This is a genomic window from Nostoc sp. JL34, assembly GCF_017114945.1.
In the GTDB taxonomy this organism is placed as follows: Bacteria; Cyanobacteriota; Cyanobacteriia; order Cyanobacteriales; family Nostocaceae; genus Nostoc.
This window is the reverse complement of record NZ_JABXKQ010000044.1, coordinates 132,285-146,848: the sequence shown is the minus strand read 5'-3', so window position 1 is coordinate 146,848 and position 14,564 is coordinate 132,285. Positions and strand designations below refer to the sequence as shown.

Below are 14,564 nucleotides of genomic sequence, written 5' to 3'. Positions count from 1 at the left end.
TGTAACCACATGCAGCAATAGTAAATTGTTTTTGAAAAAATCTCAGATACAAGGGTGTGTTAACGGAGCGTAGTGCATCCTACTGGTGTGATACATCTTAGGTAATGTGAAAAACTTTTGGAACTTCTAAGTTTAAACCCCGTCCATTTTGAAACCTGGAGTTTTTAAGGAGAGTGTATTATTCGGTTGTGGCTTGAATTCTGATCTGTAAACTAATTCCAAAAAACTACGGTTTTCAAGGTAGACGCGGTTTAAAAGCATAACTCAATTTTTTTTCTACCACCAATTTATACTTAAAATACTACAAATCGAAGATTTATTGGATCAATTAAGATAATAAAAATTCTCTATTTCTTATGCTTTTTAGTAGTAGAATTAGCATTTTCTTGATGGGATTACATAGTAATTATTGACAAGGAAGCTTATTCACATATTAAAATCTTTTTCTTCTAAAGGTTTTAACGCTTCAACCTGTCAAAAAACGATTGCTATCTTTGAGAAAAAACTTATGCTCATTGATGATGCTAATAACAATGTATTGTCAAATAAACGGCTCAATTTCACTTCAATCTCTTCATTAGATAGCTTTAATGGGAAGAATGATTACAGCCTCAACTTCAGTGGACGTAGTAGCTATAAGTCAGCCGATGCTGATGTGCAATTGCTAAATAATGGTGACTCCGAAAATAGCAGTAACGCTACTGCTAATGCTTTTAGCACTAAGAATTATAACTCCACTAATGGCTATGGCTTGATTAATGGAGCAGCAGCAGTGGCTAGAGCTATTGGTCAGAATACCTTTGCTGATGTTCCCGATCTTGGTGGCAATAATTGGGGAGCAGACCTTGTGAAAGCACCGGAAGTATGGGCACACGGATATACAGGTAAGGGCGTTGTTGTTGCTGTTGTAGATACTGGAGTTGACTACAACCACGAGGATTTAAAAAATAATATCTGGACAAATAGCAAGGAAATTGCGGGTAACGGTATAGATGATGATGGTAATGGCTATATTGATGATAATTACGGCTGGAACTTTGCTGATAAAAACAACAACACCTTAGATGACAACGGTCATGGTACACACGTTTCCGGCACGATCGCAGGAGAAAATAATAACTATGGTGTCACTGGTATTGCTTATGATGCCAAGATTATGCCCGTCAAAGTTTTAGATAGCTCTGGCTCTGGTTCCTATAGTTCCATATCTAAAGGTATTCGCTACGCTGTGGATAATGGAGCTAATGTGATTAACCTCAGTTTAGGAGGTGCATCTTCCAATCGCACTCTAGAGTCAGCCATTGACTATGCCAGTAGCAAAGGAGTGATTGTCGTGATGGCAGCAGGTAATGATGGTGACTCATCGCCAGACTATCCCGCCCGCTATGCATCCAAGTCGGGAATTGCAGTTGGGGCAGTAGATAGAAATAATAACATGCCTGACTTCTCTAACCGCTCTGGAACGAATCAAATTGCTTACGTCACAGCTCCAGGAGTCAAGGTTTATTCATCAGTTCCAAATAATCAATATGCAACTTATAGTGGCACTTCTATGGCTACTCCTCATGTTGCTGGTGTAGTTGCCCTAATGCTTAGTGCTAACCCCAATTTGACTGATGCCCAAGTCCGTCAGATTGTCACAGAAACCGCAGGAAATAGTACACAAACTACAGGCTCTAGTTTGAATCTTTCTAATGTCAGTTCTCTAGCGAGTCAGGTGATTGCAGACACAGCAGGAAATAATACACAAACTACAAGCTCTAGTTTTAATAGTTTCAATTTTGGTTCTCTGGCGAGTCAGGCTATGTCTGACAACAACCTGCTACGCATCTATGCACAGACCGCAAATTATCTCACATCACAACAGACAACTGCTAGTTTTAATAATTCCGATGTCGCTTCTCTGATTGGTCAGGCAATTACAGAAAACGCAAAATATCTGACGCCAGAAACCCTCGCTAGTTTTAATAATTCCGATTTTAATCCTGCGATTGCAGAAACTACAAAATATCTGACATCATCTGAAGGTGATAACGGATTAGCCAATCCAGAATTATGGTCACAATTCCAAAAATATGAGAATATTCTGGGCAGCACTAATGTGAATAGCAATGAGGATGAGAATAATCCTGATTTTGGCAAACTACTAGAGGGGATGCAAAAACAAATAGATCAGTATAGAAAATTCTTGGGTATGGCTTGAAAATTATAGGGTTTCCCGACATAGCGAAGTACACCCGTAGGGGCACGGCACTGCCCATTGGTGTCAACTTAAGCTAGAAATAGCGTACTGATTGGATGTTGTTCACCCGCCAGGGAATATAATTCCCTGACTAATTGCTCAAGTCTACTGAAGTAGACTGAAAATTTTCGCGCTATTTAGTCCTCTTCAGAGGACTTTAGTTATGAGACAGGGATTTACAATCCCTGGCGGACGTGCGGTTTCACGTTAAGTTGATACCAATGGGCACTGCCGTACTCGCGATATAATTTTGTACCGCATCTGAATGGGAACCGCTATATAGCGATTTGCAGTTGAGTTCAATACTGCTCAGTTAAGAAAATCAACCAACCCGCTCATCTATCGTGAATTAATGTAAGGGTTTAGCATTGCTAAACCCTTACGTTTTAGGCGTGCTTTTGAAGTGGTTATAAAAACAGCAGAAACTACAAACCTACCTAACGGAAAATGCCTCATTGAATCGCCGGGTCACAGGCTCAGTGATAAATGTTAAAATTGACTTTTTACGAGTGACAATTTCACCTGTAGCAGCCATACCTGGTGTAAATTCTACCTCTTGCCCCCGCACGTTAACTGCGTGTTTATTTAGCTTAATTCTCGTCGGAAAAACTAAGCCTAATTCTTTATCAATAATTGCATTCGGACTGACTTGCATGACTTCCCCATCCACAATGCCAAATTCTTGGAAGGGGAAAGTTGCCATTTTGACTTTTGCCTTCATCCCTTGGCGAATAAACCCAATATCGCGGTTGAGAACTTTTACCTCTAGGAGCATTTCTTCCCCTTCCGGCAAAATCGACAGCAATTCTTCACCCGATTGTACTGGCCCCTTAGTAGCTTTGACTCTGTAAATCGTACCTGCAACGGGAGCCTCAATAGTTTCCAAAGCTTGCTGCTTCCTCGCCTGCTCTAATTGACCTTGAACAGTTGTTAGTTCTTCTTTACGCTTATTAAACTGGGTCAAAATTTCACTTTGGCGTTCTGATGCTACACGCTGGGCCTGACTGCGTGCACCGTTGTAAGCTTGTTCTGCTTGGCGAATTTCCTGGACTTGAGCCGCAATATCTTTTTCTAATGATGTGGCTTTATCTTGAGCCTCTGTGATTCTATTCTGGGCGTTGGTGACTTCATCTTGTGCTTTGGTGATTTCTGTCTTTGCACGAGTTAATCTTTCTTGGGCATCCAGGTAATCGACACGAGGTACAGCGCCAGGAGTAATTAGAGTGCGTAAGCTTTTTTCCCTTTCTTGAGCAAGGGCTAAATTACTTTCAATTTTAATTCTGATGCTATCTGCATTGACAAGGTTGGTTTGAGCATTCGCAAAGCTGCTTTTGGCATTAACTAAGTTGTCTTGCAATCGAGTCAAGCGGACTTTGGCTTGATCGATGAGTGCTATTTGGCGATTTGCTTCTGCTTCCGCTGCTGCTTGACGCGCTTGGTAGTCTTGCAGGCGGGAGTTTAAAAGTTCATCTTGCAGTTTTGTCCCAGTAGTTTTACCTCCGGTGCGTTCTGCATCCAAACGTTGCAAATCGTCCTGAATCAATCTAGTAGATTTGGCTAGGCGGGAAACATCGGTTTTTTGCAAGTCTGGATCTTTTTGAATGAGAACTTCACCTTTAGTAACGCGATCGCCTTCTTGGACTTTGACGGCGACAATTGATCCTCCACCCAAGGATGTCACAGGCCTTACCTGTGTAGAAGCAATTAATTCCCCTGGTGCTGTTGCTACTTCATCTATTTGCGAGAAATACGCCCAAGCGATCGCTCCAAATACGATGGCGCTCATCGTTCCCGCTAATAATCTAGTGTACAGAGGTGGCAATTCCTGTACCGCTTTCCCCAACTCATAAGTAAGTTGTTCCTCCGGTTGGGCGAATCGCTCTTTTGTCTGACGTGCTTGAGCAGCATTTATCATATATTTTTGTCCTTTGTCATTTATCCTTTGTCATTTATCCTTTGTCATTTGTCATTTATCTTTTGTTATTCACTAGTGACCAATGACTAATGACCAATGACTCTTCAAACTGCTAGATAACGCCGCAAAAAACTTTCTAATGTCTCCAATTGGAAGTTAAAAATCGCTTCTAAATTGGCAATTTCATCTTTGGTACAGAAAAATTCATTTGCTAGCAATGTGCGATAAGTTCCCAAAGCTTTTTGGATTTGGGGATTAAATAAACCCAATCCACTTTGCAACCCATCAATCACAAATAGTGGTGAGTTAATTATTACTGGTTCTTTGGTGAAGATCCGACCAAAAATCCGGGGAATATCTTCTCGCAATAAAATCTCCGGCCCTCCGACGGGTAAAATCTGGTTGCGAGCGCCTTCAACTGTCACAGAATCCACCACTATCCTTGCCAAATCATCGGTACTGACAATTGAAGTACGGTTTTTGCGATCGCCAACAAGCAGATACAATCCTGTTTCCCGAAATCGTTCTACTAGTGGTAGCAAGTTAGATGCTAATCCAGCTGGGCGCAAAATAGTGTAATTTAAGCCACTAGCTGCCAAATATCGCTCTACTGCTCGTTTGGCTTTGAAAACGGGAGCGTCTTCATAACCGCGATCGGCTCCTAGTACGGAAATGAAGACAAAATGCTCTACGCCATTAGCTTTCGCCTGGTCGATGAGTTCAATATTGGCCCGGTAATCTAAAGATAGGGCATCGCTATCAGAACCGTGGGCGCTGATAATATACTTGATACCCCGACTAGCTTTCTGGATATCTTTTTCTTCTAGCAAGTCACCGATGAAAATTTCTGCACCCCGATGTTCTAACTCACTGTAGCGCGAGTTAAGGCGGACAAATGCCCGCACAGACTGTTCTCGTTGGCGTAGGAGTCGCACAACTCTGCGACCAATTCCTCCCGTTGCTCCAGTTACCAGAAACATATAAATACCTAAATTGAATAGTTACAGCGTTTATAGTTGTCAAAATGCTCGATATATAGTCACACCTTATTTATTTTAATACTCTAAAAATTATCCCCCATATCTTTGTAGATGCAGGGGATAGAGTAATGCCATTAGTTTTACTGGCTCAAAAAGTCAATAGCTTGTTCAAGCGACATCTTAGCCTTGTGCAAGTTCAGCGGGTTCTCCTGGTCGTATCGGTCAGGATAGTTCATTTTCCTGCCCTCTAAAGTTATCCGAATTAGTGCTACTTGCTCACCTGTGGGTGAATTCATCTCATCTATGCCTATAGTGGGCGTTCTGCGTCATAACTAAGAAACCCACAAAAAACCTAACCTCCTTCCCAAAGCGAGAAGGAGGGGAAAAATTCAAAATCTCTCTCCTTCTAGGAGAGAGATTTTCCAGATAGCGTGAAAAGTCAGCTTTTTAATTGTCGCTTGTAGGACAGGGAACAGACTTTTTCCCTGACCAATCTGTAAGAGTATTTTCATCTTTATAATGCCGGGGAGTTTTCAACAGCAAATACCAAGCTTCCCCAGCATCCAATAAATTAAAGCTTTCAGAATAGTGAGTTTCTAACAAATTCCTAACCATAACATAATAGTCAGAGTTCATTCCTGGAAAAATGTGATGTTCAGTGTGGTGAGAAAAATTTAAATGCAACAGGTCAAATATTTTATAAACCCGGAGAGACATACTATTAATCAGTGGATCGTTAACGCTGGTCATCCGACAAAGTAAATGATTTGTATAAATATAAAAAATTACTCCAGCATAACCAATTGCAATCGGTAAAAAGTAACCAAGTATAAGTTTTATGGGTTCAAATTGGAGATAGATTAGGATACTCAGATGAATCATGATCATCATCAATAATTCCCCTGCGATCGCTCGACGATCTTTCGCACTGACTGTAAATGAAGCGGGAACATAATCGACGGATTCATGATTGAAAAATAGCACAGATGTCAGATTGCGAAAAGTATGTACTCCCCAAGCAGAAGTCATTCCCACTATCAACCATACAGGATTGACTTCAGTTGAAGGCACGAATAAGTCCTGAATCCATTTTCCCCAGGTTGAAGATTGTTCATATAAGTAATTGCGATCTGGGTCGCTCAAATCATTAGTGTGATTATGATGTACCCGGTTATGAACTGCTTTCCATAACGTTGGTGGCATCCACAACATTGTTAGCCCTAGAAGACCAATGATATAGATTAATCGAGGATTTTTAATTACGCTACCATGCATCAAATCGTGGGTGCTAAATAGTAAGACAACGACGCTATTGCCCATAATTATGCTTAAAGGTACATAAAGCCATAAAAGGTATGGCGACCAACAATCTAACCGCGCTGCTATCATCCAACCTAGTATCAAAATTGCCAGATTAATGAACAAGATAATTAACTTACTTGGATCGGGGATAAATGCTTCAGGTGGCATCAGAGAACGTAATTCTTTCGCATATATTTTCTGATGAATCAGTTTTGGCTCGGTACTAACATTCATAAATAATTGTCAGGTAGATAATTTAATACAGTGCAGTTTTGCGGTAAATCGTAGCGTTTTTGAACTCAAACGATTCAACTCACAATAGGTAAGCTTCTCACCATAACACAAAATATTTTTGCAAAAGACATATTGCAGAATTTTGGTATTGCCTAGATGTTTGCCTCAGAATAAATTCTGCGGCTGATAGCGAAAGTCATCTGAAGTTGACTGAAATTCTTGTATTACCGCATTTCTAGTCAGAGCCTAGAAAGGAGTCTGGGAAAAGTTTTTCTAATTTTTAATCCCCCTACATCTACAAAGATGCAGGGGGAGTAATAAAATAACCCACAACTTGCTTGGATTATTGATCAATTTTTGGGTGCTATTCACTGATTAATCCCATATACCGCAGGTGCGATTGTACTATTTATATTTTGTGTAAGCAGCCCACCTCCAAACTATTCAGATGCTTTGTTATTAGCTCTATTGGCACGCGCCTCAGCTGAAGCCATCACCTCATCAAAATTTTCTAGCACTTCGCCAGGGAAGTTTTCCAAAACTCTGGTAGAAAGAGCAACCCGCCCTTTACCCTCATCCAAGTCAATAATTACAGCTTTAATTGGCTGACCAACTTGAAATACTTTTTCTAAGGATTCAATGAATTTCTGGCTTACCTGCTTGATATGAAGCAAGGCGCTCATCCCACTTAAATCGACAAACACACCAAAAGGTTTGATGCCAGTAACTTTACCTTCCACCAGTTGACCTAGTTCTAACAAGCTGAAGTTGCTAGAACGAGTTGCTAAACGCTGGGAAAGGATGAGTTTGTTAGTGTTGCGATTAATTTCCAAAAAACCCACAGTCAGATTTTGACCTTTGAGTGCTTCTAAATTATCACGCTCTGCCAAGTGCGATCGCGGAATAAATCCCCGCAAAGAAAGAATATCGACGGTGACACCACCTTTATTCACACCCATAACGCGTACTTGCACAGTCTGAGCATTCTCCTGCATTTCGGTCAGTTTTTCCCAGATGTGCTGAATTTCCAACTGCTTTCGAGAAAGAGTAACTTGCCCTTCTGCATCCTGATCTCGGATAATCAAAAACTGCATTTCCTCTTGCAATGGCAGCACCTCCGATAAATCGGTAACTGCTCTCAAAGAAGCCTCATCGCGCGGCAGAAAAGCTGACGACTTGCCACCAATATCAACATAGGCTCCATCATGGTCAAGTTGGAAAACTTTGCCATGTACAATCTGTCCCTTTTGAAATTGGTAGTCGTGTTTTTCTAGTGCTTTGGCAAAATCGTCCATTGTAAAGGGCGAATTGGCTGTTTGAGAAAGTTTCGATTCGGAATTCATGACTTTTGAAGATTAATTGTTATTTGATATGGTGCAACTGGAGTTTAAATTGTCATTGGTCATTGGTCATTTGTCCTTGTTATTCACTAATGACCAATGAGCAATAACGAACTTGGCTGTGTATGCTTCAGTTGAGTTGACTAAAGAGTTGTTGTACTTGCTCCCAAGCATCAGCCGTAGCTTTAGGATTATAACTGGCACGATGGTCACAGAAAAATCCGTGATCAGCTCCATCGTAGCGAAACACACGATGAGGAATTTTATATTTTTCTAACTCTGCTTCAATTTCATCTACTTGTTCGGCTGGGATGCTAGCATCTTCTGTGCCAAAGAAGGCATAGAGAGTACCTGTTATTTCTCTGGTGCGGGTGACAGTAGGAGCTACACCTCCCGGTGTGCGGGTGGTAATTCCAGCACCGTAGAAGGAAGCCGTAGCTTTAATATCTGGCAAGGTGGCTGCAAGATATGCGACATGACCGCCAAAGCAGAAACCAATACAACCAAAGCCATCTTTTTTCACTTGAGGCAGATTTTTAAGGTAGTCAATTGCTAGTTGAATATCGCTCAATAACTCAGATGCTTGAGTTTGCATGGCGTAGTTTCTGCCCGTTTCAATATCTTCGGGTGTATATCCAGTTTCAAAACCAGGAGCTTGACGTTGAAAAAGCGCAGGCGCGATCGCTACATACCCAAGTTTGGCAATCCGTTCTGTAACTTCCCGAATGTGAACGTTGATACCAAAAATTTCTTGTAATACTACAACTCCTGGGTAAGAACCAGATTCTTTTGGCTCTGCAAGATATGCAGACACTTGAATATTATCTTGCAAAAGATTAACCGTTGTGGTAGTTGTTGCTTGCTCTGTCATAATAATTTTTACCAGTGCTATGTGATTAGCCGTGTGTTTATTTGATATAACTATGCCAGTATGCCCAGGTTTTTTCTAAATTAAATTATCAATTACCAATAGTGAGCGCATTAGAAATTTCTCTCAGAAAAACTTTATATGTAAATAACATATTTGATCTGTAGTAAATGCAACTCATCACTACAAAGGTGCTGAGTTAAAAGTGCTGAGTATAAAAGCAACACTTAATACTCAAAACTAGCACTCAGAACTCAGCACTCATTAGCACTTAGTATTCAGGAGGTTTGGTGATGATTCAATTCCGTATTCAGCCAGACAGCGAAATTCCCGCATCAACCCAGCTGTTTAATCAAATTCGATTTGCGATCGCTTCTCGGCAATATCCCCCTGCTTACAAATTGCCAAGCACACGGGCGCTGGCAATGCAAACGGGGTTACACCGTAACACCATTAGTAAAGTTTACCGTCAACTGGAGGAAGACGGATTTGTTGAAAGTATGGCTGGTTCGGGTATTTATGTTCGCGCTCAAGGTCATGAGGGCGGTAGCAGACTACAATCACCAATTCTCAAACAAAATCCTGATGCATATCAAGTTGTCCAGCAAGCACTTGACGAGCTGCTTTCCCAAGGATGCTCACTGAATCAAGCCAGAGAGCTATTTTTAGCGGAAATTGACTGGCGCTTGCGTTGTAGTGCGCGGGTACTGGTTGCAGTTCCATCTTATGATATGGGTGCTGGTGAGTTGATGGTGTATGAATTAGAACGATCACTAAAAATTCCAGTGCAGTTGGTAGCAATGGAAGAATTAACAGCTGTGTTAGATAAAACTACCTCTGCGACAGTAGTTACAAGTCGGTATTTTATCAGTAATGTGGAAGCGATCGCAGCTCCAAAAGCTGCACGGGTGATTCCTCTAGATATATACGACTACACCAAAGAACTCAACTTCTTGAAAACCCTACCAAAAGAAAACTGTGTTGGGATAGTTAGCCTTAGTTCCGGGATTGCACGAGCAGCAGAAGTCATCCTCCACGGTTTGCGAGGTGATGAACTACTGGTGATGACTTCGCAACCAAAAGATGCTTATAAACTTCAGGCTATGGTTAAGCGGGCTGAGGTCATCATCAGCGACCAAGCCAGTTTTGCGGCAGTGCAAGCAGCTGTACACGCATCTGATGAAGATATTATTCGTCCACCAAAGCTGATTAAGGTTGAAAATTATATCGGCGCTAACTCGATTAACTTGCTAAAACGAGAACTGGGTTTAAGTTAATCTCAAGATAATTCTACCAACATCTTTGAGAGCAACTGATACAGGAGGGATGGGATAGTGCAGATTTTGATTGTGGGCGCAGGCCCAACAGGTGTAACCCTTGCCCTGCTCCTTGGCAAACGTGGTATTGCTGTAACGTTAATTGAAGCAGCAAAAGACTCTCATCGTGTATTTCGCGGTGAAGGATTAATGCCTAGTGGTTTAGATGCCCTAAAGGAAATGGGTCTATCGGCGTTGTTGGAGGATATTCCCCATCGACAACTCGACGCATGGGAATTCATTATCGGGGACAAGCAGTTGTTTCGAGTTGATGAACCAATGGGGGTAACCCAACCCTGTACACTGGTTTCACAACCACCACTGCTCAAAGCACTGATTTCGGAAGCTCAAGCCAATGATGGGTTTGAATTTATCCAGGGTGTTCCTGTCAAGGATTTGCTGTGGAGTAATCAACGTGTCGCAGGTGTAGTACTGAGCGATGGGAGAGAATTTGCTGCTGACTTAGTAATTGGGGCAGATGGTCGAAATTCCCTTGTGCGACAACGGATAGGATTGGAATTGGTGCGTCAGCCTAAAAATATTGATATTCTTTGGTTTAAACTTGCTGCCAGCCCTGAGTTTGCAGATAATAATGTGTTTCGTACAATTTTAAATGGCGATCGCGCATTTACCATCTTTCACGGAGCAGAATCAGGAAAACTGCATCTGGCTTGGATAATGTCGGCAACCGAAAATACTGACTCCAAGCAAGCCAACTGGGCAGAGATTTTTGCCTCACTATCACCCTCATGGCTAGCAGACCATTTCCGTAATCATGCAGACACTATCGAATCCCCCATTCGGCTGTCTGTTGTGGTTGGTTATTGTCCACAATGGCACGCACCAGGGGTATTGCTTTTAGGTGACGCTGCACACCCAATGTCTCCCGTCCGCGCTCAAGGAATTAATCTCGCATTGCGTGATGTGATTGTCGCCGCTAATCATCTTGTACCGTTGTTGCAAAAAGAAGCTGGACACCAGGATATTGACATGGCATTATCGCACATCCAAACGGAACGTGAGCCAGAAATTATCCGCGCCCAGCAACTCCAGTTAGAGGAAGCTAAACAAGGTGAACAACTGCGAAAAAATACACTGCTGCGTTCGCTGTTAATTCAACTTGCTCCCTTGCTCGGTAAAACAATTCAAAAGTCTTGGTTAAAGCGCCAATATAAAATGCGTCAAGGTATCACACAGGTACACTTAACTGTTTAAAAAACCACTATTCAGTTATCCCACTTGTGGTTTTGGCGTGTTAATTTGCAAAAACTCTTGTACCCGTTGCAGATAAGTTGGTACATCTTCCAACATTGGGAAATGCGCTGTGTTGGGAATCATCACAAATTCCACTTTGTCACTCAGTGCCGCTGCTTGACGCCCCATTTCGGCTGGAATAATCTTGTCATACTCCCCTGCTACGAGTAGAGTTGGCACTGTCAGCTTGGCAAACTCTTGCGGCATTACTTCAGCTTGAGCCTTACTGACTGAAGTAAAAATTGTCCCTATAGCTGCATCGTAATCTGCTTCGAGAAAATCTTGTAAAAAAGCTTGCCGCTCAGAATGTGGTATGGAACTATATAAAAATCTAGCCATAAACATCCGGTCAACAAATGGAATTTTGCTTAACCATTTGGGACGGAATTTCACTACATAGCCACCAAATTTATGAAAAGCATTAAAGGATTTTTCATCGTACTCGAAAATGCCGCTACAAGTTAAAATTCCTCGTTCCACTCGTTGGGAATAGCGGTTAAAAAATAAAGTAGCAACAGAAGCACCCATTGAATGAGCATGAATATAAACACGCTGAATATGCAACCCATCTAACAAAGCTGCCAAATCATCAGCGTATTCCTCTAACTCATAGGTTAGCTCTTTAATTGCCTCTGATTCTTCCTGCGGGGAATCAGATTCAGCAACAGCTTCACTTGCTTTGGCTATGGTTGGCTTTCCAGCAGAACGACCAAATCCGCGCAAATCGTAGAGTAAACAATCAAATTGTTCTGATAAAACATCAGCAGTATTTTGCCAATACCTAGCCGAACCAGCCCAACCGTGCATGAAAACCATCACTGGTTTTACCAGAGAACCGGATGGTTTTTTCACCCATTCGTAGTAATGCTCAACGCCACGAACATTAATATAAGGCATTAGTCATTTGTCCTTTGTCAGTTGTCATTAGTCCCTGGTATATGGTTATTATTCCTTATTTTTTGACCAATGACTAATGACCAATGACTAATGACTATTAAGCAGATTCCGGCTTCGGTAATGAAGACGGATGTATTATCAGTTCAGCAGTCGATCGCTTCTCAACCATTTCCCTTGTAACTGTACAGCGTGTCACATCCTTACGGGATGGTAACTCATACATTACATCCAACATCAATTCTTCGACAATACCACGTAATGCTCTTGCACCAGTTTTACGGCGGTAAGCTTCTTGAGCGATCGCTCGCAAAGCATCTGCTTTAAAATCTAATTGGACATTATCCATCTTCAGCAGCTTTTGGTACTGCTTCACTAAGGCGCTGCGTGGTTGAGTAAGAATCGCCATCAACGCTTCTTCATCTAGCGGATCTACTACTGCTACCATTGGCATCCGCCCAATAAACTCTGGAATCAGGCCAAATTTTACTAAATCATCCGGTTCTAGATGGCGAAGAGTGTCTGCTGCTCGTTTCTCCTTCGATTGGCCTTCTCCCGGTTGCACAAAGCCGATTGCTTTTTTGCCAACTCTCTGATCTACAATCTTGTCTAAGCCTACGAAAGCACCACCACAGACGAACAAAATATTACTTGTATCAATCTGGATGCAGTCTTGATAAGGATGCTTGCGCCCTCCTTGAGGTGGTACATTAGCGATCGTTCCCTCTAACATTTTCAGCAAGGCTTGCTGCACGCCTTCGCCAGAAACATCACGGGTAATTGACGTGTTCTCGCTCTTACGAGCAATTTTGTCAATTTCGTCAATGTAAATAATTCCTCGTTGCGCTTCCTCTATATCCAAATCTGCCACCTGCAACAGTCGCAGCAAGATATTTTCCACATCTTCTCCCACATACCCTGCTTCCGTTAGCGTCGTCGCATCGGCGACAGCAAAAGGTACATCCAAGATTTTCGCTAGAGTTTGCGCTAAGAGAGTTTTACCGCAACCAGTCGGGCCAATTAACAAGATGTTGGACTTTTGCAGTTCTATGGCATCATCTGACCCAGGTTTGCCACTGGCCTTAGATTGAATGACTGCCAGCCGCTTGTAGTGATTGTAAACAGCGACTGACAGAACTTTCTTCGCTTCGTCTTGACCAATGACGTGTTCGTCTAGATACTTTTTAATCTCTCTTGGCTTGGGTATTTGATTAAACGAAATACTAGCAGAATGAGTACGCCGTTTTTCAGGTGGCTCTGCTCTTGGTGCTGGTTGTGCTGCCGCACCATTAGTATCGAGTAACTCCTCGTCTAGTATTTCATTACACAAGTCAACGCATTCATCGCAGATGTAGACTCCCGGCCCTGCGATTAATTTACGCACCTGCTCTTGAGACTTGCCACAAAATGAACATTTTAAATGGGAGTCGTACTTAGACATACCAGCCTCTTATTTCAGAATGGTGACGTTTTCCCCTGCTACGGGAAGATTTTGCCTGGAAATGACCTGATCAATCAAACCGTAGTTTTTTGCCTCTTCAGCCGACATAAAAAAGTCGCGCTCAGTATCTGCTTCAAGTCTTTCTAAGGGTTGACCAGTATGGTGAGCCATTAACTGATTCAACTTAGCCTTAACGTAAAGAATTTCTCTGGCTTGAATTTCAATGTCAATGGCTTGACCTTGAGCGCCACCAAGTGGTTGGTGAATCATAATCCGGGAGTCGGGCAGAGACATTCGCTTACCGGCAGCTCCTGCTGTCAACAAAAATGCCCCCATGCTCGCGGCTAATCCAAAACAGATGGTAACAACATCAGGGCGAATTTGCTGTATTGTATCATAGATTGCCATCCCTGCGTAGACGGAGCCGCCAGGAGAATTAACATACAGTTGGATGTCTTTTTCTGAGTCTTCGGCGTCTAGGAATAACAACTGAGCCACAATTGAGTTGGCTACGGCATCGTCTATTGGCGTTCCTAAAAAGATAATCCGCTCTCGCAGCAGGCGGGAGTAGATGTCGAAAGCTCTTTCTCCCATACCAGATTGCTCTATCACCATCGGCACGATGTTGCTAGGGCTGCTCAACTGGGAGTTAATGTTTATTCGACTTAAGTTGCTGATTGGGGAATTTCCCGACTGCGATTCAAGCATACAAGCTTTCTTTGACGATTATTTAGGACAAATGTTTCAGCAGCGGATGCTGCCTTTTCAACGAATGGAA

At 42.3% G+C, this 14,564-nt stretch carries 12 protein-coding genes; 3 read left to right on the top strand and 9 right to left on the bottom strand.

The window, feature by feature from the left end; all coding sequences use genetic code 11:
* Positions 1–508 precede the first annotated feature (508 nt).
* A complete protein-coding gene (locus HWQ44_RS08835; protein ID WP_292717655.1) occupies positions 509–2,203 on the top strand; it encodes a S8 family peptidase in 1,695 nt (564 codons plus the stop codon).
* Positions 2,204–2,675: 472 nt separating this feature from the next.
* On the opposite strand, the gene HWQ44_RS08830 is transcribed toward HWQ44_RS08835, so the two are convergent.
* From HWQ44_RS08830 to HWQ44_RS08805, 6 genes are all read right to left on the bottom strand, one after another.
* Positions 2,676–4,157, bottom strand: coding sequence for an HlyD family efflux transporter periplasmic adaptor subunit (locus tag HWQ44_RS08830; protein WP_292717653.1), 1,482 nt, complete (start codon positions 4,155–4,157; stop codon positions 2,676–2,678).
* Positions 4,158–4,261: 104 nt separating this feature from the next.
* Complete coding sequence (locus HWQ44_RS08825) at positions 4,262–5,137, bottom strand: SDR family oxidoreductase (protein WP_292717651.1); 876 nt, start codon at positions 5,135–5,137, stop codon at positions 4,262–4,264.
* Between the two features lie 140 nt (positions 5,138–5,277).
* Positions 5,278–5,433 (bottom strand): hypothetical protein, encoded by a 156-nt coding sequence (locus tag HWQ44_RS08820; protein ID WP_292717649.1) that lies wholly within the window; start codon positions 5,431–5,433, stop codon positions 5,278–5,280.
* Positions 5,434–5,584: 151 nt separating this feature from the next.
* Positions 5,585–6,673 (bottom strand): fatty acid desaturase, encoded by a 1,089-nt coding sequence (locus HWQ44_RS08815; RefSeq protein ID WP_292717647.1) that lies wholly within the window; start codon positions 6,671–6,673, stop codon positions 5,585–5,587.
* Positions 6,674–7,113: 440 nt separating this feature from the next.
* Complete coding sequence (locus HWQ44_RS08810; RefSeq protein WP_292717645.1) at positions 7,114–8,016, bottom strand: S1 RNA-binding domain-containing protein; 903 nt, start codon at positions 8,014–8,016, stop codon at positions 7,114–7,116.
* 127 nt (positions 8,017–8,143) lie between these two features.
* The gene (locus HWQ44_RS08805) at positions 8,144–8,884 is read right to left on the bottom strand and encodes a dienelactone hydrolase family protein (RefSeq protein WP_292717643.1); all 741 of its coding nucleotides are present in this window, start codon (positions 8,882–8,884) and stop codon (positions 8,144–8,146) included.
* A gap of 290 nt (positions 8,885–9,174) precedes the next feature.
* Between HWQ44_RS08805 and HWQ44_RS08800 the strand changes: the two genes are divergently transcribed.
* Both HWQ44_RS08800 and HWQ44_RS08795 read left to right on the top strand, forming a co-directional pair.
* Positions 9,175–10,158, top strand: coding sequence for a GntR family transcriptional regulator (locus tag HWQ44_RS08800; protein WP_292717641.1), 984 nt, complete (start codon positions 9,175–9,177; stop codon positions 10,156–10,158).
* A 54-nt stretch (positions 10,159–10,212) separates the two neighbouring features.
* Positions 10,213–11,412, top strand: coding sequence for an FAD-dependent monooxygenase (locus HWQ44_RS08795; protein WP_292717849.1), 1,200 nt, complete (start codon positions 10,213–10,215; stop codon positions 11,410–11,412).
* Between the two features lie 15 nt (positions 11,413–11,427).
* Here HWQ44_RS08795 and HWQ44_RS08790 read toward each other — a convergent pair whose 3' ends face one another.
* The 3 genes from HWQ44_RS08790 to clpP all read right to left on the bottom strand — a co-directional run bounded on the left by HWQ44_RS08790 (position 11,428) and on the right by clpP (position 14,494).
* Positions 11,428–12,348, bottom strand: coding sequence for an alpha/beta hydrolase (locus tag HWQ44_RS08790; RefSeq protein ID WP_292717639.1), 921 nt, complete (start codon positions 12,346–12,348; stop codon positions 11,428–11,430).
* Between the two features lie 97 nt (positions 12,349–12,445).
* Positions 12,446–13,786, bottom strand: a complete 1,341-nt coding sequence (clpX, locus tag HWQ44_RS08785) for an ATP-dependent protease ATP-binding subunit ClpX (protein WP_094348623.1) — start codon at positions 13,784–13,786, stop codon at positions 12,446–12,448.
* A gap of 9 nt (positions 13,787–13,795) precedes the next feature.
* On the bottom strand, positions 13,796–14,494 hold the full coding sequence (gene clpP, locus HWQ44_RS08780; RefSeq protein WP_069071412.1) for an ATP-dependent Clp endopeptidase proteolytic subunit ClpP: 699 nt from the start codon (positions 14,492–14,494) through the stop codon (positions 13,796–13,798).
* Between the last annotated feature and the right edge of the window lie 70 nt (positions 14,495–14,564).

Bases quoted from the DNA above. Each gene is read 5' to 3' on its own strand.
- HWQ44_RS08835 (WP_292717655.1), top strand. From the start codon at position 509: ATGCTCATTGATGATGCTAATAACAATGTATTGTCAAATAAACGGCTC.
- HWQ44_RS08830 (WP_292717653.1), bottom strand. From the start codon at position 4,157: ATGATAAATGCTGCTCAAGCACGTCAGACAAAAGAGCGATTCGCCCAA.
- HWQ44_RS08825 (WP_292717651.1), bottom strand. From the start codon at position 5,137: ATGTTTCTGGTAACTGGAGCAACGGGAGGAATTGGTCGCAGAGTTGTG.
- HWQ44_RS08820 (WP_292717649.1), bottom strand. From the start codon at position 5,433: ATGAATTCACCCACAGGTGAGCAAGTAGCACTAATTCGGATAACTTTA.
- HWQ44_RS08815 (WP_292717647.1), bottom strand. From the start codon at position 6,673: ATGAATGTTAGTACCGAGCCAAAACTGATTCATCAGAAAATATATGCG.
- HWQ44_RS08810 (WP_292717645.1), bottom strand. From the start codon at position 8,016: ATGAATTCCGAATCGAAACTTTCTCAAACAGCCAATTCGCCCTTTACA.
- HWQ44_RS08805 (WP_292717643.1), bottom strand. From the start codon at position 8,884: ATGACAGAGCAAGCAACAACTACCACAACGGTTAATCTTTTGCAAGAT.
- HWQ44_RS08800 (WP_292717641.1), top strand. From the start codon at position 9,175: ATGATTCAATTCCGTATTCAGCCAGACAGCGAAATTCCCGCATCAACC.
- HWQ44_RS08790 (WP_292717639.1), bottom strand. From the start codon at position 12,348: ATGCCTTATATTAATGTTCGTGGCGTTGAGCATTACTACGAATGGGTG.
- clpX (WP_094348623.1), bottom strand. From the start codon at position 13,786: ATGTCTAAGTACGACTCCCATTTAAAATGTTCATTTTGTGGCAAGTCT.
- clpP (WP_069071412.1), bottom strand. From the start codon at position 14,494: ATGCTTGAATCGCAGTCGGGAAATTCCCCAATCAGCAACTTAAGTCGA.